The sequence below is a fragment of the Saccharopolyspora hirsuta genome (assembly GCF_008630535.1).
GTDB classification, from domain to species: domain Bacteria; phylum Actinomycetota; class Actinomycetes; order Mycobacteriales; family Pseudonocardiaceae; genus Saccharopolyspora; species Saccharopolyspora hirsuta.
In genome coordinates this window covers 21398-41737 of sequence record NZ_VWPH01000004.1, presented here as the reverse complement: position 1 = coordinate 41737, position 20340 = coordinate 21398, and the positions used below count along the sequence as shown (strand labels likewise).

General features: G+C 71.8%; 16 protein-coding genes. 6 read left to right on the top strand and 10 right to left on the bottom strand.

The window, feature by feature from the left end; translation table 11 throughout:
- Positions 1-48 precede the first annotated feature (48 nt).
- Both F1721_RS08950 and F1721_RS08945 read right to left on the bottom strand, forming a co-directional pair.
- Positions 49-3000, bottom strand: coding sequence for an FAD-binding and (Fe-S)-binding domain-containing protein (locus F1721_RS08950; protein WP_150066130.1), 2952 nt, complete (start codon positions 2998-3000; stop codon positions 49-51).
- A 21-nt stretch (positions 3001-3021) separates the two neighbouring features.
- Positions 3022-4185 (bottom strand): pyridoxal-phosphate-dependent aminotransferase family protein, encoded by a 1164-nt coding sequence (locus tag F1721_RS08945; protein ID WP_150066129.1) that lies wholly within the window; start codon positions 4183-4185, stop codon positions 3022-3024.
- A 92-nt stretch (positions 4186-4277) separates the two neighbouring features.
- Here F1721_RS08945 and F1721_RS08940 point away from each other — a divergent pair, with 92 nt between their 5' ends.
- Entirely contained in the window at positions 4278-5027 is a 750-nt protein-coding gene (locus tag F1721_RS08940) for an IclR family transcriptional regulator (RefSeq protein WP_150066128.1), read from the top strand.
- Between the two features lie 54 nt (positions 5028-5081).
- Here F1721_RS08940 and F1721_RS08935 read toward each other — a convergent pair whose 3' ends face one another.
- Complete coding sequence (locus tag F1721_RS08935; RefSeq protein WP_246154571.1) at positions 5082-5840, bottom strand: S1 family peptidase; 759 nt, start codon at positions 5838-5840, stop codon at positions 5082-5084.
- A gap of 436 nt (positions 5841-6276) precedes the next feature.
- On the opposite strand from F1721_RS08935, the gene uvrA reads away from it, so the two are divergent.
- Positions 6277-8712: an excinuclease ABC subunit UvrA gene (uvrA, locus tag F1721_RS08930; protein WP_150066126.1), complete on the top strand. Its 2436-nt coding sequence runs from the start codon at positions 6277-6279 to the stop codon at positions 8710-8712.
- A gap of 8 nt (positions 8713-8720) precedes the next feature.
- Here the strand turns inward: uvrA and pdxR are convergent, their stop codons facing one another.
- On the bottom strand, positions 8721-10199 hold the full coding sequence (gene pdxR / locus F1721_RS08925; RefSeq protein ID WP_150066125.1) for a MocR-like pyridoxine biosynthesis transcription factor PdxR: 1479 nt from the start codon (positions 10197-10199) through the stop codon (positions 8721-8723).
- A 75-nt stretch (positions 10200-10274) separates the two neighbouring features.
- On the opposite strand from pdxR, the gene F1721_RS08920 reads away from it, so the two are divergent.
- Positions 10275-11087 carry a methyltransferase domain-containing protein gene (locus F1721_RS08920; RefSeq protein ID WP_150066124.1) on the top strand — a complete coding sequence of 271 codons (813 nt, stop codon included), beginning with the start codon at positions 10275-10277 and terminating at the stop codon, positions 11085-11087.
- 7 nt (positions 11088-11094) lie between these two features.
- Here F1721_RS08920 and F1721_RS08915 read toward each other — a convergent pair whose 3' ends face one another.
- Entirely contained in the window at positions 11095-12177 is a 1083-nt protein-coding gene (locus tag F1721_RS08915; RefSeq protein ID WP_150066123.1) for a TFIIB-type zinc ribbon-containing protein, read from the bottom strand.
- Between the two features lie 22 nt (positions 12178-12199).
- A complete protein-coding gene (locus F1721_RS08910) occupies positions 12200-13315 on the bottom strand; it encodes an SPFH domain-containing protein (RefSeq protein WP_150066122.1) in 1116 nt (371 codons plus the stop codon).
- A 268-nt stretch (positions 13316-13583) separates the two neighbouring features.
- Here F1721_RS08910 and F1721_RS08905 point away from each other — a divergent pair, with 268 nt between their 5' ends.
- The 3 genes from F1721_RS08905 to F1721_RS08895 all read left to right on the top strand — a co-directional run bounded on the left by F1721_RS08905 (position 13584) and on the right by F1721_RS08895 (position 16767).
- Complete coding sequence (locus F1721_RS08905) at positions 13584-14732, top strand: lactonase family protein (protein WP_150066121.1); 1149 nt, start codon at positions 13584-13586, stop codon at positions 14730-14732.
- A 55-nt stretch (positions 14733-14787) separates the two neighbouring features.
- Positions 14788-15306, top strand: coding sequence for a hypothetical protein (locus tag F1721_RS08900; RefSeq protein WP_150066120.1), 519 nt, complete (start codon positions 14788-14790; stop codon positions 15304-15306).
- A 369-nt stretch (positions 15307-15675) separates the two neighbouring features.
- The gene (locus tag F1721_RS08895; RefSeq protein ID WP_150066119.1) at positions 15676-16767 is read left to right on the top strand and encodes a hypothetical protein; all 1092 of its coding nucleotides are present in this window, start codon (positions 15676-15678) and stop codon (positions 16765-16767) included.
- Positions 16768-16783: 16 nt separating this feature from the next.
- On the opposite strand, the gene F1721_RS08890 is transcribed toward F1721_RS08895, so the two are convergent.
- Genes F1721_RS08890 through F1721_RS08875 form a run of 4 tightly spaced genes read right to left on the bottom strand, consistent with a single transcriptional unit; the run spans position 16784 to position 20317 of the window.
- On the bottom strand, positions 16784-17242 hold the full coding sequence (locus F1721_RS08890; RefSeq protein WP_150066118.1) for an SRPBCC domain-containing protein: 459 nt from the start codon (positions 17240-17242) through the stop codon (positions 16784-16786).
- Entirely contained in the window at positions 17239-18021 is a 783-nt protein-coding gene (locus tag F1721_RS08885) for an SDR family oxidoreductase (protein WP_150066117.1), read from the bottom strand. The genes F1721_RS08890 and F1721_RS08885 overlap by 4 nt, the downstream gene beginning before the upstream one ends.
- A complete protein-coding gene (locus F1721_RS08880; protein WP_150066116.1) occupies positions 18018-19163 on the bottom strand; it encodes a sulfotransferase family protein in 1146 nt (381 codons plus the stop codon). The genes F1721_RS08885 and F1721_RS08880 overlap by 4 nt, the downstream gene beginning before the upstream one ends.
- Positions 19160-20317, bottom strand: coding sequence for a DUF1214 domain-containing protein (locus F1721_RS08875; protein ID WP_150066115.1), 1158 nt, complete (start codon positions 20315-20317; stop codon positions 19160-19162). Before F1721_RS08875 ends, F1721_RS08880 begins: the two co-directional genes overlap by 4 nt.
- Positions 20318-20340: the final 23 nt, after the last annotated feature.

The window sequence follows — 20340 nt, the reverse complement described above, 5'->3', positions numbered from 1 at the left end:
CGTTGGTGCGGCGCGGGAAACCAGCCGCGTGCGGTGCGCGGGGGGCGTTCAGGAAGTCGTCCGGGGCGGCACCACCCCCTCGGCGTCGGCCAGCGCCTCGCGCACCAGCTCCACCGGGTGCCAGGCGGTGCGGCCCGCGCCGTGGAAGATCTGCTGGCGGCACGACACCCCGGTGGCGGCCACCACCGCGTCGGGTTCGGCCGCCAGCGCCGGGAACAACCGGTCCCCGCCGACGGTCATGGAGGTCTCGTAGTGCTCGGCCTCGAAGCCGAACGAGCCCGCCATCCCGCAGCAGCCCGCGTCGATCTCCACGACCTGCGCGCCCGGGATCCGGCGCAGCAGGGCGAGGGTGGCAGCGGTGCCGACCTCGGCCTTCTGGTGGCAGTGGCCGTGGAACACGATTCGCCGCCCGGCCAGCCAGGAATCGGCGCGCAGCGCCAGCCGACCGTCGTCGATCGCCTCGACGAGCAGCTCCTCGACCTGCTTGACCCGGTCGGCCACAGTCGCAGCGCCCGGCAGCAGCGCGGTGTGCTCCTCGCGGAGCATCAGCACGCACGACGGTTCGCAGCCGACGATCGGCGAGCCCGGCGCGGTGTCCCGCTGCAGCGAAGCGACCAGCGCTGCGGCCTTCTGCTTGGCGTCGTCCAGCATTCCCTTGGACATGCTCGACCGCCCGCAGCAACCACCGGCGGCGAGGTCGACCCGCCAGCCCGCCCGCTCCAGCAGCTCGACACCGGCCCGGCCAATGTGCGGTTCGGTGTAGGTGGTGAAGGAGTCCGCGAGCCACGTGACCGCGCCGAGCGCTCCGCTGCTCGCCGCGGGGTTCCGGCGGCGGAACCAGCGGATCAGGTTGGTGCGCTGGAACTCCGGCAGCGGGCGGGCCGCGGTGATGCCGAGCGCGCGTTCGGCGAGTCGGCGCAGGAAACCGATGCGGCCGGGCAGGTTCGACAGCGGCGCGGTGGCCGAGCCGAGCCGGTTGAGCGCCCGGATCGCGGAGAACACCCGCGACCGCAGCGGGGTTCCGTGGATCTCGTGGTGGTGCGCGAGCGTTTCGGCCTTCAGCGAGGCCATGTCCACGCTCATCGGGCACTCGCTCTTGCACGCCTTGCACATCAGGCAGAGGTCGAGGATCTCGTGCAGGCGCTCGTCGCCGAGCGCGGCGTGCGGGTCCGGTTCGGACAGCGCCTTCACCAGCGCGTTGGCCCGGCCGCGGGTGGAGTGCTCCTCGTTCTTCGTCGCGATGTAGGACGGGCACATCACGCCCGCGGTCGACTTCCGGCAGGCGCCGATGTTCATGCAGCGGTCCGCCGCGCCGCGCATCCCGCCGACGACCTCGAACTGCAGCGAGGTCCGCAGCGGCGGCGCGGGCGGCAGCGCGTCGCGGTCGCGCAGGTTCTCGGTCATCGGCGGCGCGTCCACGATCTTGCCCGGGTTCATCACCCCGCCGGGGTCGAAGAGGCGCTTGACCTCGCGCATCGCCTCGTAGAGCCGGTCGCCGAAGATCTCCCGGTTGAACTCGCTGCGGGCCAGGCCGTCGCCGTGCTCGCTGGAGTTCACCCCGCCGTACTCGGCGACCAGGTCCTTGACCGCCTCCGCGACGGTGCGCATCCGGGCGACCTCGGCCGGGTCGGTCAGGTCGACGAACGGGCGGATGTGCAGGCAGCCCACCGAGCAGTGCCCGTAGAACCCGGCCCGCATGCCGTGCTCGTCCAGGATCTCCTTGAACCGCTTGGTGTACTCGGCCAGGTGGACCGGGTCGACCGCGGTGTCCTCCACGAAGGCCAGCGGGCGGCGGGTGCCCTCACCGGCGGCCATCAGCAGGCCGAGGCTGGACTTGCGGACCTTCAGCAGCGCCCCCTGCTCGGCGGGGGTGACCGCGCGCAGCGTGTGGTAGCCGTGCCCGCTGGCCTGCCAGCGCTCGTCGAGCTGGTCCAGCTTGGCGATCAGCTGCGCCTCGTCGTCACCGGTGAAGGACACGAACAGCAGCGCACCCGGATCGCCGACGAGCACTTCGCCGAGGTCGGCGAACTCGATCTTCTGCCGGGACAGCTCCAGGATCGTCCGGTCCATCAGCTCGACCTGGTGCGGGTCGCAGGCCAGCGCGTCGGTGGTGGCCGAGATGGCGCTGGCGGCGTCGGTGAAGTGCCCGACGGCGTAGACCGTCCGCGCCGGTCTGGGCACCAGGTCCACCAGCGCCCGGGTGGCGATGACCAGCGTTCCCTCGGCGCCCACCACGAACTTCGCCAGGTCGAACGGCTCGCCGCCGAGGTACTTCGCCAGCCGGTCGAGCCGGTACCCGCAAGCGCGGCGCCAGAACGCGGGCATCTTCGCCTCGACGACGTCGGCGTTGGCCGCGACCAGCTCCGGCAGCTCCCGGTAGAGCCGCCCCTCCAGGGTGTCCGCCGCTGCCCGGCGCTCCCGCTCGGCCTCGCCGACGGGCTCGAACCGGGTGCGCGAACCGTCGGCGAGCACCACGTCCAGCGCCCGCACGTGATCGATCGTCATGCCGTAGGTCAGCGAGCCGCTGCCCGCGGAGTTGTTCCCGACCATCCCGCCGATCGTGGCCCGGTTGCTGGTCGAGGTGTCCGGGCCGAACATCAGCCCGTGCGCGGCGGCGGCCTGGTTGAGCCGGTCCTGCACCACGCCGACCTCGACCAGCGCGGTGCGCGCGACCGGGTCGATCTCCAGGATCCGGTTCATGTACCGGGACATGTCCAGCACCAGGCCGGGACCGACGGTCTGGCCGACCAGGCTGGTGCCCGCGCCGCGGGGCACGATCGGCACGCCGAGCCCGGCGGCGATCCGCACCGCGGCGGCGACGTCGTCGGCGTGGCGCGGGAACGCGACGCCCAGCGGCGTGATCGAGTACATGCTGGCGTCGCGGGAGAAGAGGTGGCGGGTGTAGTCGTCGAAGGCGACCTCGCCGTCGAGCTCGGCGCGCAGCGCGCGCTCCAGACGTGCACCGAGGGCGGCGGAGGTGCCGGTCGTCGAAGCGGTCATCTCACGTCCTTTCCGAGGAGGTCAGCCGCGCAGCACGTCGAGGGCGGCCCGGAGCCCGGAGGGGTCGACGGGCACCCCGGCCAGTTCGAGTCCCATTTGGACACCCGCGAGCGTTCCGGCCAGCGTCAGGTCGTTGAGGTCGCCGAGGTGGCCGATGCGGAACACGCGGCCGGTGAGCTTGCCCAGCCCGGCGCCCAGCGACATGTCGAAGCGGTCCAGGATGATCTGGCGGACCTTGTTCGCGTCGTGCTCCTCGGGCAGTAGCACGGCGGTCAGCGAGCTGGAGTGCTCGCGCTCGTCGGCGCACAGCACCTCCAGACCCCAGCCGCGCACGGCGGCCCTGGTGGCTGCGGCGTGCCGGTCGTGGCGCGCGAAGACGGCGGGCAGCCCCTCGGATTCGAGCAGGGACAACGCCTCCCGCAATCCGTAGAGCAGGTTGGTGGGCGGGGTGTACGGGTAGAAGCCGCGCTCGTTGGCCTCGAGGAACGGCGCCCAGTTCCAGTACGACTTCGGCAGCCGCGCCCGTTCGGCAGCGGCGAGCGCCTTCGCGCTGATCGCGTTGAAACCCAGCCCCGGCGGCAGCATCAGCCCCTTCTGCGAGCAGCTGACCGTGACGTCCACGCCCCACTCGTCGTGCCGGTAGTCGATGGACCCCAGCGAGGAGATCGTGTCGACCAGCAGCAGCGCGGGGTGTCCGGCTTCGTCGATGGCCGCCCGGATCTCCGGCACGCGGCTGGTGACGCCGGTGGAGGTCTCGTTGTGCACCACCATCACGGCGGCGATGCGGTGCTGCTCGTCGGCGGCCAGCCGCTCGGCGACCACCGCCGGGTCGACGCCGTGCCGCCAGTCGCCGGGGACGAAGTCCACGACCAGCCCGAGACCTTCGGCCATGTCGCGCCACAGGGTGGCGAAGTGGCCGGTCTCGAAGGCGAGCACGCGGTCGCCGGGCGAGAGGGTGTTGACCAGCGCGGCCTCCCAGGCACCGGTGCCCGAGGACGGGTAGATCACGACCGGGCCGCTGGTGCCGAACACCGGCTCGACCCGGCGCAGCACGTCGAGCGCGAGTTCGGCGAAGTCCGGTCCGCGGTGGTCGATCGTGGGCTGCGCGAGGGCGCGCAGGACCCGGTCGGGGACGTTGGTCGGTCCGGGGATCTGCAGGAAGTGCCGTCCGCTGCTGGCGCTCATCGCACACCGAGCCCTTCTGTGCCGTGAGGTGGTACGCTGTGCCGATTTGAAGCGCCGAGAGGGTAGGCGGCCGGAAATGGGGGGTCAAGACGGTGCGCAACGTCCGGAACGCGCTGCGGGTCCTGGAAGAGGTCGCCGCGCGGCAGCCGATCGGGGTCGGTGAGCTGGCCCGCGTGCTGGGCATGCCGAAGAGCACGGTCCAGCGCGCGCTGCTCACGCTGCACGAAGCGGGGTGGATCCGCCCGGCCGAGGGCGAGGTCAAGCGCTGGGCGCTGACCACCAAGGCGCTCGCGATCGGCGGGCGCGCCAGCGGCGACCTGGGGTTGCGCGATGCGGCCCGGCCGATCATGGAGGACCTGCGCCGCCGCACCGAGGAGACGATCCACCTCACCGTTCCCGAGGAGGACAAGGTGGTGCTGATCGAGCGGCTGGAGACGTCGAAGCCGCTGCGCATCAGCATGTCGCTGGGGCACGCGCTGCCGCTGCACGCGTCGGCCAACGGCAAGGCGGTCCTCGCGCACAGCAGCGCCGACGTGCTCAAGCGCGTTGTCGCGGACGAACTGCCGCGCTATACCGACAGCACGATCACCGACCCGGACCAGATGCTCGCCGAGCTGGACCGCATCCGGGCGCGCGGGTACGCGGTCAACCACGGGGAGTGGCGAACCGACGTCGGCTCGGTCGCGGCGGCCGTCGTCGAAGGGCCCGGCAAGCCCGTCGCCAGCCTCAGCGTCAACATCCCGATGAGCCGCCTGACCGGGGAGTCCGAGGAGGCGCTCGGACGGGCGGTGGGCGAAGCGGCGAAGCTGCTCGCCGCCCGGCTCGGCTACGAACGGGAGTAGCCCGGCCGCGGCGAGCGCCGCGGCCGGGCTGGCCGTGCGAGGTCGTTCCGCGCGCTAATGGCCGCCGGAACCGATGGTCCGGCTGATCCAGTCGGCGTGCGCCACGACGCTGGTGTAGATGCCGGGTTTCTCCGCGCAGTTCTCGGCCTGCCCGCGGCTGGTCGCGCCGACCAGCGCGTACCCGCTGCCCTCGCGGACCACCGCCGGGCCGCCGGAGTCGCCGTAGCAGGCGCTGGCCTTGCCCCCCTGGTTGTCGATGCACAGCTCGCGGGTCGAGTCGAAGGGGTTGTCCGAACTGGTGCAGTTCGCCGGGGCGGTGGTCTTGGTGTCGAGCTCCTTCAGCTTCACGGGCGGTTCGCCGCATTTGGGCGTTCCGCAGGTCTGGCCCCAGCCCAGCAGGTGCAGCGCGGTGCCCGGCTGCGGCTGCTCGGCGGCGATCTCGACCGGTTCGGACTGCGCGGGCTCGGACAGGTGGACCAGGGCGATGTCGTAGCCGGCCTGCTGCTGCTTCGACTTCGGGTGGGCGATGAACTTGTCCGGTTTGACCAGTTCGCCGCCGCTGGTGCGGTCGGACGTCCCGATCCGGTACTGGACGTCGCCGGGCTTCTGCCCGTCCACGCAGTGCGCGGCGGTGACCAGCCACTGCTGGTCGATCAGCGATGCGCCGCAGTGGTGCTGGCCGTCGGTGGACTGCATGGACGCGATGAAGCTGTAGGTCTGCGCCGGTTGGGTACCTCCGATGATGAGCGGCGTGGCCGCGGCGTTGGCCACCGGTGTGGCGAGTGCGAGGCCGACCAGCGTCGTCGCGGCCAACGCGAGAAATCCTCGAATCAGAGAACTTCGGGGCATGTTCTCTCCTTCCGGCCCAGCCCTGCGCCGGGGGAGAGCGCTGTGAGCTGGGGCGTTTGCGGTACGCGGAGATACTCCCCGCCGAGAGGGGCATTGGCATTACTCCGAATGGGTTAATCGCGCGCAGTGTTCGATCGGCTATCGAGCGTGTGCACCTGAGGTGATCTACCGGTGAAAATCATTGTCCGGCAAGGGATCTTCGTTCCAGTTGCTGTCCATTGTGGACGAACGTGATCGAGTCCGTCGTCCCCTCGCGATCCCGAGGTGCCCGTGCAGCGCCCGGCCACCCGTCGTGGTGCCTCGCAGGTCACGTTCCGCGGAGGGCGCGGCCGCGGCCCCGTCGCCTCCTCGGTAGCGTGGGACGGATCGCGACGCCGCCCGACCTGTGAGGACGCTGTCAGTGCCAGACCACGAGAACGCCACGGTGCGCTTGCGCGGGGTGCGGGTGCACAACCTGCGCGACGTCGACGTCGACTTCCCGCGCGACGCGCTGGTCGCCGTCACCGGGGTCTCGGGGTCGGGCAAGTCGTCGCTGGCGTTCGGCACCGTCTACGCCGAGGCGCAGGCCCGGTACCTCGAGTCGGTCGCCCCGTACGCCCGGCGGCTCATCGACCAGGTCGGGGTTCCGGACGCCCGGGAGATCACCGGACTGCCGCCCGCCGTGGCGTTCCAGCAGGCCCGCGGCGCGGTCCAGGCCCGGTCCACGGTGGGCACCGTCACCGCGCTGTCGAACTCCCTGCGGATGCTGTTCTCCCGCGCGGGCACCTACCCCGAGGGCGCCGAGCGGCTGGACTCCGACGCCTTCTCGCCGAACACCCCGGCGGGGGCGTGCCCGAGCTGCCACGGGCTCGGGCGGATCCACGAGGTCAGCGAGGAGTCGCTGGTGCCCGACCCCGGGCTGTCCATCCGGGAGAAGGCGATCGCCGCGTGGCCCGGTGCCTGGCAGGGCAAGAACTACCGGGACATCCTGGCCGAGCTCGGCTACGACGTGGACCGGTCGTGGCGCGAGCTGCCGCAGGCCGATCGCGAGTGGATCCTGTTCACCGACGAGCAGCCCGTGGTCACCGTGCACCCGCAGCGCGAGGCGGGCCGCATCCAGCGCCCGTACCAGGGCACCTACCAGAGCGCCCGCCGGTACGTCCTGCACACCCTGGCGACCACCCAGAGCACGACGCTGCGCAACCGGGCGCTGCAGTACGCCGAGGTGCTGCCCTGCCCGGCGTGCGGTGGTTCGCGGCTGCGGCCCGAGGCGCTGGCGGTGACCTTCGCCGGGGCGAACGTCGCCGAGCTCGCCGCGCTCCCGCTCACCGTGCTCGCCGCGAAGTTGCGCAGCGAGCAGGACGACGAGGTCGCGCGGGTCATCGTCGCGGACATCCTGGCCCGCATCGAGGCGCTGGTCGAACTCGGCCTGGGCTACCTCGCGATGGACCGCACGACGCCGACGCTCTCGGCGGGCGAGCTGCAGCGGCTGCGGCTCGCGGCGACGCTGCACTCCACGCTCTTCGGCGTGATCTACGTGCTCGACGAGCCCTCGGCCGGGCTGCACCCCGACGACACCCGGGCGCTGCTGCGAGTCCTGGACCGGATCCGGGACGGCGGGAACTCGCTGCTGGTCGTCGAGCACGAGCCGGAGGTGATCCGCCACGCCGACTGGCTGATCGACGTCGGCCCCGGCGCGGGGGAGCACGGCGGGCGCGTGCTGCACAGCGGGCCGCTGGCGGACCTGGCGGACTCGGCGGAGTCGGTCACCCGCGCGCACCTGCTCGACCCGCCGGTCCCGGTCAGCCGCCAGCGCACGCCGAGCGGCCGGATCGAGCTGCGCGGCGTCAGCCTGCACAACCTGGTCGAGACCGATGTGGACTTCCCGCTCGGCGTTTTCACCGCGGTGACCGGGGTTTCCGGCTCGGGCAAGACGACGCTGGTCACCGGTGTCCTGGCCGCGGCGGTCCGGGACCACCTCGGCGCGGCCAGCTCGCGCCCGGACGACGAGGAGGAACCGGAAGACCTGTCCGCGCGCCACGTCCGCGAGATCGCCGGGCTGGACGCGGTCAAGCGGCTCGTCGAGGTCGACCAGCGGCCGATCGGGCGCACCCCGCGGTCGAACCTGGCCACCTACACCGGGCTGTTCGACGGCGTGCGCAAGCTGTTCGCCGCCACCGAGGAGGCCCGCAACCGGAAGTACTCCGCGGGCCGGTTCTCGTTCAACGTCGACGGCGGGCGGTGCGAGACCTGCCAGGGCGAGGGCGCGGTGGCCGTCGAGCTGCTGTTCCTGCCCAGCAGCTACTCGCCCTGCCCGGCCTGCCGCGGCGCCCGGTACAACCCGGAGACCCTCGAGGTCCGCTACCGCGACAAGACGATCGCCGACGTGCTCGCCATGACCGTCGAGGAGGCCCGCGACTTCTTCGCCGACGTGCCCGCGGTGGCGCGCAGCCTGGACACCCTCCGCGACGTCGGGCTGTCCTACCTCACCCTCGGCCAACCGGCCACCGAGCTGTCCGGGGGCGAGGCGCAGCGCATCAAGCTGGCCTCGGAGCTGCAGCGAACCCGCCGCGGCCGAACCCTCTTCGTCCTCGACGAACCCACCACGGGCCTGCACCCGGCCGACGTGGAGGTGCTGATGCGCCTGCTGCACGCGCTGGTCGACGCGGGCAACACGGTCGTGGTGATCGAGCACGACATGTCCGTGGTCGCGGCCGCTGACCACGTGATCGACCTCGGCCCCGGCGGCGGTGACGAGGGCGGTGCGGTGGTGGCCGCCGGAACCCCGGCGGAGGTGGCCCGCGCGGACGTCGGTCGCACCGCGCCGTACCTGCGCGCGGCCCTCGGCCAGCGGTGAACCGCCCGCTACAAGCGGCGCAAGGCCTTGCCGATGGCGGCGATTCCCTCGTCGATCTCGGTGGTCGTCCTGGCGGCGTAGCCCAGGACGAGTCCCGGTGGATGCGGGCGCTGGGCGTGCCACGACAGCGGGTGGACCTTCACCCCGGTCGCGAGCGCGGCGGTGGCGAGGTCGCGGTCGGAGAAGTCCGCGTCGAACGTGGCCAGCAGGTGCAGCCCGGCTGCCGCGCCGTGGACGGTCGCGCCCGGCAGGTGCGCCTCGATCGCCTCGACCGTGGTGTCCCGGCGTCGTCGGTGGCGGCGGCGCAGGTGGCGCAGGTGGCGTTCCAGGTCACCCGATTCCATCAGCTGGGCCAGGGTGAGCTGCGGTAGCGCCGCGTTCCCGAGGTCCGCGTACCGCTTGGCGGCCACGAGATCGTCCCGGTAGCGCTCCGGGGCCAGGACCCAGCCGATTCTCAGCGCGGGGGCGAGGAGTTTGGAGATGCTCCCGGCGTAGACGACCTCCTCGGGAAGCATCGAGCGGAGGGCGGGGACCGGCGGTCGGTCGTAGCGGTGCTCGGCGTCGTAGTCGTCCTCGACGATCAGCCCGCCCCCAGCAGCCCACCGCATGAGCTCGCGGCGTCTGTCGCCGCTGAGCACCACGCCGGTGGGGAACTGGTGAGCGGGGGTCAGCAGCGCGGCGGGCGCGCCGGAGGAGCGCAGGTGGTCGATGCGCAACCCGTCGCCGTCGACCGGGATCGGCGGAGTGCCCACCTGCTGGCTGTTCAGGTGCTGGCGCGCTCCGAGCGATCCGGGGTCTTCGACCGCGACCTCGCCGATACCCGACTCGCGGAGCACTTGCGCGGTCAGGGTGAGCGCCTGGGCGGTGCCTGCGACGATGAGAACCTCGTTGGGGGACACCAGGATTCCACGAGTGCGCGCCACCCACGAGGCCACCGCCGCGCGCAGCGCGGGTGTGCCGCGGGGGTCGCCGTATCCGAAGCCGGAAGCCGCGAGCTCGCCGAGCGCGGCACGTTCCGCCCGCAACCACGCAGCTCGGGGGAACGCCGTCAGGTCGGGCGTGCCGGGGGACAGGTCGATCCGGGCGGGCACCGCCCGCAAGGCGTCGAAGACGTCGGCACCGGGTGCGGCGGTGAACAACGCGGCCCCGGAAGGGGTTTCGTCGGGGGTCGGGGGCCGGGGCGCCGAAACCGGGGTGGCGACGACGATCGTCCCGTTGCGCCCACGGCCGGCCACGTGACCGTCTTCGCCCAAGCGCCGGTAGGCCTCGGTGACCGCTCCGCGGGACACGCGCAGTTCCGCGGCCAGCGTCCGGGTGGCGGGCAGCCTGCTGCCCACCGGCAGGCGGCCGTCGGCGATGGCGATCCGGAGCCGGTCGGCCAGCCACGTGGACAGCCCGCCCGCCGGGGCGTCCTCCGCGTTCAGCTGCAGGAAGTCCGCGCCCGGGGTTTTGGACCAGTCGGAAGAGCCATCATTGGACCTGGGCATCGGACCATTGTGGCGCGAGGGTGGGGGCAGGCGCCGAGCGGGAGCCGTCCTGCCGGGAAGATGCGGAGAAGGAGCATGACGATCGACTACGTGCACGGGTACTCGGAGCTGGAATCCCGTCGGCTGGGCGACCAGGCCAACGCGTTGGCGGCGCTGTTGCACGGAGGAACCTCGTACCCCGCGGGCAGCCGGGTGCTGGAAGTCGGGTGCGGCATCGGCGCGCAGACCGCGCACCTCGTGGCGAGCAGCCCCGGCGCGCGCATCGTCGCGGTCGACGTGAACGAGGCTTCCCTGGCGCAGGCCCGTGATCGGGTGCTTGCGACCTCGCCGGACGCCGAGGTGGAGTGGCACTGCGCCGACCTGTTCGAGCTGCCCTTCCCCGACGCGTCCTTCGACCACCTCTTCGTCTGCTTCGTCCTGGAGCACCTCGCGGACCCGCACCGGGCCCTGGTCGAGCTGCGCCGCCTGCTGCGGCCCGGTGGCACCATCACCGCGATCGAAGGCGACCACGGGTCGGTGCTCTTCCACCCCGACAGCGCCCACGCCCGAGCGGCGATCGACTGCCAGGTGCGGCTGCAGGCGCTCGCCGGTGGTGACGCGTGCACCGGCCGAAAGCTGCAGCCCCTGCTCGCGAACGCCGGGTACGGCGGCATCACCGTCCGCGCGCGACCGGTCTACGCGGACCAGAACCTGCCGGAGCTGGTCGAGGGATTCACCCGCAACACGTTCATCGCCATGGTCGAATCCGTCGGGGACGACGCGCTGGCGGCCGGTCTCACCACCCCGGACGACTGGCACCGGGGCGTGGCCGACCTCCGGCGGACCGCCGAAGCGGGCGGCACCTTCCAGTACACGTTCTTCAAGGCAGTCGCGGTGAACGGTTCCTAGGAGCCGACTACCGCTTGGCGAAGACCAGGAGCAGGATCGCCAGCGCGATCAGGCCGACGAGGACCGCGAGGGCGATCTTGACCTTGCTCCACGGGCGTTCGCCCTGGATCTCGCCGGTGCGGCCGTTGATCAGGATCTGCCAGCTCTTGCCCGCGTACATGTAGGTGGCGACCCAGATCGGCAGCAGCATCAGCTTGAAGGTGACGTTGGTGAAGTTGGTGTTGACCCGCTCCACCCGCTGCGCGTCACCGCCGATGTCGCGTCGGCAGTCCTCGCGGATCACCTGCGACATCCGCGACTTGGCCTCCTCCAGCCCGTGCTCGGGCTCCACGTCGTAGCGCAGCGCGTAGTAGCCCGCCAGGTACTGCGGCTGGTACGGCTGGGCCTCGGGCAGCGGCCACGGCCCGAGCGCGTCCACGTGGTCGACCGGCAGCACCAGGCTGGCGGGCACCAGGACGTCGTCGAACGCGCGCGAGACCTGGCCGGTCACGCCGTACCAGCGGGTCCGGCGGACGCGCCGGGTGTTGCCGTTGCCGTCCCGCTGGGTGACGTAGTAGTGCTCGCCGCGCTGGCCGTGGTACTGGGAGAACGTCTCCGAGTCGAACGTCCAGTGCGGCACGTAGGTGCCCTTGGTCGACTCGGCGCTGACCACCTTCTTGAACGAGTTCGGGGCGAACCAGCGCGACGACACCCACTTGCCCAGCGAGGTCCGGATCCCGTCGTGGTCCACCGCGAACGGCAGCACGCCCTCCGGCATGATCTGCCCGGTCGCGTTCGGGTCCAGCACCAGCGGCGAGCCGCAGAACTGGCACAGGCCCGCGGTCGCGGTGGTCTCGGTCCGCGCCGAGCAGCGCTGGCAGACCAGCGTGTAGGGGGCGAGCTGGCCGACCGGCTTGCGGGGCAGCGCGGCCAGCTCGTCGATCGCGATCTCCCGGATCTGCTGGCCGCTGGGCCGGATCTCCTGCCGGAACCCGCAGTAGGGGCACTGCAGCACGTTCGTGCCGGGTGCGAACTCGACGCGGGCACCGCAACCACCGCAGGGGTAGCTGGTGGCCGAGGTGGCCGGTCTGCCTCCTCGCGGGTCGGACATCGGTTCCCCCTCGGGTCCGGGATCAGGCCTGCGGCGGCAGCGGCGGCGGCAGCTGGCCGAACAGCGACCCCAGCGCCGGGACCTGGCGCGCGGCCGCCCACTCCGGCATGCCCTGCTTCCACACCAGGGTGTCCGGGGTCAGCGTGCCGTTGGCGACCTGCTGGCCGAGCGCGGCGAAGTCGAACGGGCCGAGCTGCTGGCCGTTCGCGCCGAGGTACCACTGCTCCTGCGGCGGCAGCGGCGGCGGACCGGCCGGTGCGGCCTGCGGCTGCGGGGCCTGCGGCGGCTGCTGCGCGGCGGCAGCGGCCTGCTGGCCGAGCGCCATGCCCATCCCCATGCCCATGCCCGCACCGGCGCCGCCGTCGTTCTGCGCGGCCTGCTCCATCGCGTTGGCGGCCTGGAACTGCGCGTACTGGTCGAGGTTGCCAGCGATGCCCATCTGGGTGCGCTTGTCGATCATCGCCTCGACCTCGGGCGGCACCGAGACGTTCTCGACGATGAACCGCGAGATCTCGATGCCCAGCGGGCGCAGCTCCACGTTGAGCGCCACCGCGACCCGGTCGCCGATCTGCTCCTGGTGGGTGACCAGGTCGAGCATCGGAACGCCGGAGCTGGCCAGCGCCGGGCCGAGCTTGCCGATGATCATCTGCCGGATGTGGTCCGAGACCTCTTCGGTGCGGAACGCCGGGTCGGTTCCGGCGAGCTCGCGCAGCAGCGAGACCGGCTCGATCACGCGCAGCGCGTAGCCGCCGAAGGCGCGCAGCCGGACCATGCCGAACTCCGGGTCGCGCACGATGACCGGGTTCTGCGTGCCCCACTTCAGGTCGGTGAACTGCCGGGTGTTGACGAAGTACACCTCGGCCTTGAACGGCGAGTTGAAGCCGTGCTTCCAGCCCTTGATGGTGGACAGGACGGGCATGTTCTGCGTCTGCAGCGTGTACATGCCGGGCGGGAAGGCGTCCGCGACCTGCCCCTCGTTGACGAAGACGGCGACCTGCGACTCGCGCACGGTGAGCTTGGCGCCCATCTTGATCTCGTTCTCGTACCGGGGGAAGCGCCAGACGATGGTGTCCCGGCTGTCGTCGGTCCACTCGATGATGTCGATGAACTCGCCGCGGACCTTGTCGAAGAAACCCACCGGAACCCCCGCCGACTGCTTGGACTGCCGCCGTACCGTAACAAACCACCCACCCGGCGAATCGCGCGATCAGGTGGAGCGGGTGGCGTGCCGCTGATCACAGGGCGAGGACGCGGGAGCGCTGCGCAACCAGGAGTAATCGTCTGGCGCTGCGGGGTGATCGGTGCGCCGATCCGCCGTACGCGTTCGCGCCGAGCGCCGTCTTGTCCGCCGCCGCACCGGAGGCGATCGTGGTGGCAGCTGCTGCGATGCGGAGACGGTGATCACGATGAACGGTGGCCAGCGGATCGGCCGGGGCGGTTTCCTCCGGCTGATCGGCCTGGGAATCGCCGCGGTCGGGGTGGGCTCAGCCCTGCCTGTGCGCGCTGAGGGGGCGGCCCCGCAGTCGCTCGCGGCCTACAGCGGCAACTTCAGCTCCGCCGTCGAACTGGCCGAGCTGGACCTGACGACCGGCCAGCTGACCAGCACCGGATCGGTGTCCGGTGTGGACAGTCCGGCGTTCCTGGTCCTCAACGCGGACGGGACCAGGATGTACGCGGTCAACGACACCGAGGACGGCCGGGTGACCGCGCTGTCCGTGGAGCCGGACGGCGGGCTCGTCGTGCTGGGCAGCCAGCCCGCCGAGGCCTCGATGCCCACCCACCTCGCGGTGCACCCCGGCGGGGAGCACCTGGTCGTGGCCAACTACGGCAGCGGCAGCACGGCGGTCTTCCCGATCCTGGCGGACGGAACGCTCGGCCCGCAGACCGATCTCGTCCAGTACGAGGGGAGCGGCCCGGTTCCGGGACGCCAGGAGGGCCCGCACGCGCACATGGTCGCCATCACCCCCGACGGCCGCCACCTGCTGGTGCCGGACCTCGGCGCGGACCGCATCCACGTGCACGCCCTCGACACCAGCGCCGGGAAGCTCGAACCGGTCGGCGAAACCCCGCTGGCCCCCGGCGCTGGCCCGCGACACCTTGTCTTCCACCCGGAGTTGCCGTTCCTCTACGTGGCGAACGAACTCGACTCCACGGTGACGGTCTGCGCGTACGACGCCGACCGCCCGGAAGTGGTGCCGGGCCAGGTGATCTCCACCGTCCCACCGGGCGCCCCGGACAACTTCCCGGCCGAGATCCTGATCTCGCCCGACGGCCGCTTCGTCTACGTCTCGAACCGCGGCCACGACAGCATCGCCCGCTTCGCCGTCGAACCCGGCGGAGAACGCCTCCGCTTCCTGGACGCGGTCCCGTGCGGAGGCAGCTGGCCCCGCCACATCGCGCTCACCCCGGACGCCCGCTGGATGCTCGCGAGCAACCAGTACTCGAACACGGTGACGACCTTCCAGGTCGACCCCAACACCGGAGCCCTCTCCCCGGCGGGCGAGCCGTTCCCCACCCCGAGCCCGGTGTGCCTCCTGCTCGGCGGAACGCGCTAGGCCGTGTCGTGAAAGCCAGCCCGGGCGTCGCGGGTGTTTGGCAGGATGCAGGGTCGTGAGTGATGATCTGCGAGGCCGGAGCGCCTACGTCCTGGAGAAGACCTACTCCGGTCAGATGGACTGGAGCTTGTTCTTCGTCTACTCCCGCCGCGAGCACATCCGCGCTCTGCTGCAGGACATGTTCGTGGACAACCCGGACCCGGACGTGGTCGACGGCCAGATCAGCAGTCACGACGGCGGCGAGACCGCAGACCTGTGGCTGATCGAGCACGGTCGGCGCACGGGCCATGTCGACCTGCGGCCGTTCATCCAGGAGAGCGCTGAAGGCGAGATCACCATCGACTGGCCCGCGTTCGACGCCGCGGTACCGGCCGCCCTGGCCGGACCACCCCTCCGGCACGGCGAAGAACTCCAGCTGCGGGATGTGCGGACGGATTTCCAGAACACCACCAGCGAACTGCTCACCATCTACCCGGACGATCCCGTCAGCTACGGGATGCAGGTGTGGGTGGAGGGGGACATGTCCGGTCAGCCCTACGAGGTCTTCACCGACCCGGACCCGAAACCCGCGTAACCCGGGGCCGTCCTCGGCCGCTCCCTAGGTCCCGGACACGAGATCTCAACGTCCGAAAACGGCGCTCCCGCCGACGCCCGGAACTCCAACGCCGTGCGCTCGTCCGAAATCGGGTCCGTGCTGCGGAGTTCGAGGCCGACGTCGGTGGCCAAACGCCACACCTCGTCCTCTCGGACTGTCCGGTGACGGCCCCATCTACTGGGTTTGGTGAAACGGGGGCATGCGGCAAGTGGGCGACCAGGGCATCGAAGTGGAAGCTCACGAAACCAGCGCGGGCGCTTCCACCGACTCTCGGTCGCCCGCGGGGGCAACCTGATCGGTGCCGTCGGCGTCTTCCAGGGGTAGGGGTTCACCGGCTGAGAGGAAGCGATGTCGAGGCGGAGCGGAGCGACGGTGGTCGCCGCGGTGGTCGCGGTCGTCGGGGTGGCGGGCACGGCGTTGGCGGAGGGCAGCTGGACCGGGGAGGAGTTCCCGGGCAGGCCCGACATGGCGTCCTACGTGACCACCGTGTCCAGCGGTGGCGGGCAGACCTGGGCGTTCGGCAGCTACAGCCCGCCCGGGTCGCCGACGTCGATCACCGCGCAGGGCTTCCACCGCGAGGAGAGCGGCCGCTGGGTCGAGGTGCCGCTGCCGGACATCGGCGACGTCGTCTCCTCCGCGGTGACCGGGCCGGACAACGCCTGGGTGGTCAGCCGGTTCTCGAAGGTCAGCAGCGGCGGGACGCTGCACTGGGACGGGCGGGCCTGGACCGAGGTGCCGCTGGAGGTGCCGGACGCGCCGCGCGTCTCGCCCAGCGACGTCGCGGCGGTCGGGCCCGACGTCTGGGCCATCGGCAGCGCCTACCGCGACGGCGAGGACCCGATCTCGCGGAGCTTCGCCGTGCGCTGGGTCGACGGCGGCTGGCAGGGGGTTCCGCTGCCGCCCGGGACCGACGAGCAGAACTTCGCCAGCATCGGCGGGGCGGCGCCGGACGACCTCTGGATGGCCGGTACCACCGTCGGCCGACCGCAGCAGCTGGTCTCGATGCACTGGGACGGCGCGCAGTGGAGCCACGTCCCGGTGCCGCCGCTGGACACCGCGGAGTCCGACTACCTCACCGTGCACGACGTCGCGGCGTTCCGGCCGGACGACGTCTGGCTCTCCGCGACCCAGACGCCTTACGACACGCCCGAAGCCAGCCAGCCGGTGCTGATGCACTGGAACGGCGCGGAGTGGAGTCGGCAGGAGGCCCCGGCGCAGGTCCGCAAGCTCGGGAAGCTCGTGCAGGCCGGGGGAGCGCTGTGGAACCTCGGCCCGGACGCGCTGCTGCGCTACGACGGCACCGGGTGGCAGCAGGTCGACGGGCCGCAGGAGGGCGCGCTGACCAACGGTGCTGAACTCCCGGACGGACGCCTGGTCGGCACCGGCAGCGGCGGTGACTCGTACGAGCCGCAGCCGTTCGCCGTCGTGCAGAACCGCTGACGCGGGACCGGCGCCGTCACGCTTCCCAGAGCTGCTCGGCCCGCTTCTTCAAGGCGTGGGCGACCGCGTCGAACCCGGCCTTGATCCACGGGCCGGTCGTCTCCAGCATCCGGGCGGCGTGCTTCCCGCTGAACGCGTCGGTGGTGCGGTAGCTGCAGCGGTGCTCGCCGAGCGGGGTGATCCACTGGTCGCGGACCGCGAAGATGCCGGGGATCTCCGCACCGGTGTCGTAGCGCAGGTGGTGCGGCGGGTCTACGACGCGGACGTGCTCGCGGTTGACGAAGGTGCCCGCCGCGCCGTCCGGGTTCGGCAGCGTGAGGTCGATCGGTGCGCCGACCTCGAGCGTGGTCGCGACCTGCACGGTGTAGGGGTTCCACTCCGGGTAGCTCGCGTAGTCCACCAGCACGTCCCACACGAACCGGGCGGGGGCGCCGATCTCGACGGTGACGGACTCGATGACGGTCGGCTCGCTCATGACGGCATGTACTCCCCGCCGTTGACGTCCAGCGTCGCGCCGGTCACCTCGGAGGCGTGGCGGGACAGCAGGAACAGCACCGGGCCCGCGCAGTCCTCGTCGGTCGGGATGCGGCCGAGCGGGTTGCGCGCGGCGATCTCGTCGTAGACCTCCTGCTCGGCCACCCGCCGTTCGTCCGCGGTCATCTTCAGGTAGAACCGCACGCCTGGGCCGTCCAACCAGCCCATGATGGCCTGGTTGACCCGGATGCCGTGCTCGCCGAGCTCCAGCGCGAGCGACCGGGTCGCCGCCGACATCGCCGCCTTGGCGACCGCGTAACCGCCTTCGCCGCGCATCGGCTTGCGGGTGGTCATGGTGCCGATGTTGACCACCGACCCGCGGCCTGCCGCCTTCATGTGCGGGACCACGGCGCGGGTCATGTTGAGGGCGCCGAACAGGACGATGTCCATCGTGCGGCGGACCGCCTTCTCCGGGGTGTCGAGCAGATCGGCGAAGCCGGGGTGCCCGTAGGCGGAGTTGACCAGCCCGGTGATCGTGCCGAACCGGTCGACGGCGGCATCGACCAGCCGGGCCACGTCGGCCGGTTCGCGGACGTCGCACGGCACGCCGAGCGCTTCGCCGCCCGAGTCGGTGATCTGCTGCACCTGCTGGTCGATCACCTCGGTGGACCGGGCCGCCAGCACGACCTTCGCGCCTTCGGCCGCGGCACCGGCCGCCAGCCGGGCGCCCAGCCCCGGGCCGACGCCGGAGACGACCACCACTTCGCCGTCGAGCATCATGAGCGGACCTCCTGGTAGAACGCGAAGTCCTGCGCCAGCTGCTCCGGCGAGAGCCCGAAGTCCTCCGCGGTGTAGGAGTGGGCCGCGTGCCGCTCCCGGCGATCGCGGTCCACATAGGACTGAAAAGCCGCGTCGTCGGCGGCGTCGGCCGGTAGTCCCAGCGCGTCCAGCACGCTGCGGGCACCGGCGACCGGCTGGGTCAGCATGGTGTCGAACTGGACGTCCACGAACCGCTCCGGGCGCTTCGCGCGCACCGCGCCGAACTCGCGCAGGCTCGCGGTGAACCGGTCGCTCCAGTACCGGCCGATCGCGACCGGGTCGGTCTCGTCGCTGTACTGCGCGGACATCGTGCGCACCATCGAGGCGTAGGACGGCACCGCGCGCACCGGGGAGCGGTGCGTCATGACGATCCGGCAGCCGTCGAAGGTGTCCAGCACGGTGTCCACCGCGGTCAGGTGGTGCGGCGACTTCAGCACCCACCGCTTGCCCGCCCGCGCCGGGTCCTGCCACTGCAGCACCTGCAACCACTGGCGCAGCTCCGCGTAGGCCTTGCGCTGGTCCGCGGCGCGGAGCCAGTCGCCGTAGCTCGGCACCCGGTAGAACGAGTCGAAGCTCATCGAGGTGAACGACCGGTCGACCAGGATCACGTCCTCCTCCGGGCCGTCCCACTGCACCGTGTGGATGTCCCCGAAGTCCGGTGAGAGCTCGAGGAACGCCTTCATGCGCTGCTGCGCGCGGTGCTTGCGCTCAGCCGCGTCCGGGCCCTCGCCGGGGAACGGGATCGGGTAGGAGGTCTCCCAGGACAGCGTGGCGGTCAGCTTCGGCGACGAGGCGAGCAGCCGGTGCAGCAGCGTGGAACCGGTGCGCGGCAGGCCGCAGATCACCCCGGCCACGACCGGTTCGACGTCGTGGATCTCCGGGTGCTCGCGCTGCAGGGCGCGCAGCCGCAGCCGGTCCACCAGCAGCGCGGTGAGCCTGCGCCGGGTCAGCTCCAGCCCGAGCTCGGACAGCCGCGCCTCGCCGTTCAGCGCGGTGACCAGCACGCGCAGCGGTTCGAGGAACCAGTCGTCGCCGAACTCGGACAGCCCTGCTTTGGATCGCGCGGCGGCCAGCAGGTCGTCCACGCGCAGTTCTGCGGTCATCGGTCCTCTCCGGTGCTCGACGGGGTTCTCGCCAGCGAGTCCAGGTCCACCACCCGGCACCGCGGGATCGGGTGCGCGTCCGCGCCGAGCCAGCGCAGCAGCGCGGTCCCGCTGCGGTGGCCGCAGGTGTCGATCCAGTTGCCGACGCCGGGATCGCGGTCGGCGACGACGATGGTCAGCGTCCCGCCGTCGAGGGTCGCGGTGTGCTTGTTGACCGAGATCCGGCGGCGGTGGTCCAGCGACTCCATCCACCAGTTGTTCAGCTGGAAGTTCCAGTACGGGCAGTCCGGCACCTCCGTCTCGATCACCCACGCCTGGTCCGGGCGCAGCGTCCAGTAGCCGTGCAGGTAGTAGATCTCCGGGTCGCCCCCGGCCCGCTGGAACATCTCCTGGCCGAAGTCCGGCAGCTCGTTGGGCCTGGTCATGAACAGCTCGGTCCAGTCCGCGAAGGTCGCGGCGGTGCCGTGCACCGACAGCGCTGCCCGGCGCAGCGCGCCGACCAGGAACTCGGGGGACAGCGGGGCCGGACCGGCCGGGGCGTCGAGCCGTTCGATGTGCCACTGACCGGGCGTTTCGGTGCTGCGGTCCAGGTAGGTCTGCCGCACCACCAGGCCGGTGGAGTCCGGTGCCAGCGGCAGCCAGTTGCGGCCCTGCTCGGTCGCGCTGGCGATGATCTCGACGGTCCCGTCGGGCTCCACGACCAGGTCGGCGTCGGTCAGCTCGCCGGTGGAGGCCATCGTGCCGTCCTTGGCGTACCGGTTGGCCTTGGACCCGATGCTGAAGTAGGCGATGGTGCCGCGCTTCCCGGTGATCCGGTAGCTGCGGTCGCCGCGGATGTTGGCCGACAGGTACACGTTGTCGGGGTTGTCGGCACCGATCTTGACCAGGTCCAGCTCGTGCAGCCGCGGGAAGTCCGGATCCGCGTTGTCCACGCAGGAGTAGAGCATCTCGCGGGTGAGGCGGCTCAGGTAGCGGAACCCCTCCGCCCGGTCCAGCGGGGTGTCCGGGGCGGCGTCGCGCAGCACCACCTCCCCGGCGCGCTCCAGCGCCCGGCAGAACTCGGACCAGTCCTTTGCCAGTCCGAGGTTCGTGGTGGTCGCGTCGGAGGTCGAGTTGCGGTTGGGCGGGGCTGGCGTTGACGCGGGGTTGCTCATGACGACTCCCGGGTAGAACGCGT

What these genes read in the sequence shown, in the direction of transcription:
- F1721_RS08895 (WP_150066119.1), top strand. Translation starts at nt 15,676, where the DNA reads ATGTCGAGGCGGAGCGGAGCGACGGTGGTCGCCGCGGTGGTCGCGGTC.
- pdxR (WP_150066125.1), bottom strand. Translation starts at nt 10,199, where the DNA reads ATGCCCAGGTCCAATGATGGCTCTTCCGACTGGTCCAAAACCCCGGGC.
- F1721_RS08880 (WP_150066116.1), bottom strand. Translation starts at nt 19,163, where the DNA reads ATGACCGCAGAACTGCGCGTGGACGACCTGCTGGCCGCCGCGCGATCC.
- F1721_RS08950 (WP_150066130.1), bottom strand. Translation starts at nt 3,000, where the DNA reads ATGACCGCTTCGACGACCGGCACCTCCGCCGCCCTCGGTGCACGTCTG.
- F1721_RS08915 (WP_150066123.1), bottom strand. Translation starts at nt 12,177, where the DNA reads ATGTCCGACCCGCGAGGAGGCAGACCGGCCACCTCGGCCACCAGCTAC.
- F1721_RS08885 (WP_150066117.1), bottom strand. Translation starts at nt 18,021, where the DNA reads ATGATGCTCGACGGCGAAGTGGTGGTCGTCTCCGGCGTCGGCCCGGGG.
- F1721_RS08945 (WP_150066129.1), bottom strand. Translation starts at nt 4,185, where the DNA reads ATGAGCGCCAGCAGCGGACGGCACTTCCTGCAGATCCCCGGACCGACC.
- F1721_RS08875 (WP_150066115.1), bottom strand. Translation starts at nt 20,317, where the DNA reads ATGAGCAACCCCGCGTCAACGCCAGCCCCGCCCAACCGCAACTCGACC.
- F1721_RS08890 (WP_150066118.1), bottom strand. Translation starts at nt 17,242, where the DNA reads ATGAGCGAGCCGACCGTCATCGAGTCCGTCACCGTCGAGATCGGCGCC.
- F1721_RS08905 (WP_150066121.1), top strand. Translation starts at nt 13,584, where the DNA reads ATGAACGGTGGCCAGCGGATCGGCCGGGGCGGTTTCCTCCGGCTGATC.
- F1721_RS08920 (WP_150066124.1), top strand. Translation starts at nt 10,275, where the DNA reads ATGACGATCGACTACGTGCACGGGTACTCGGAGCTGGAATCCCGTCGG.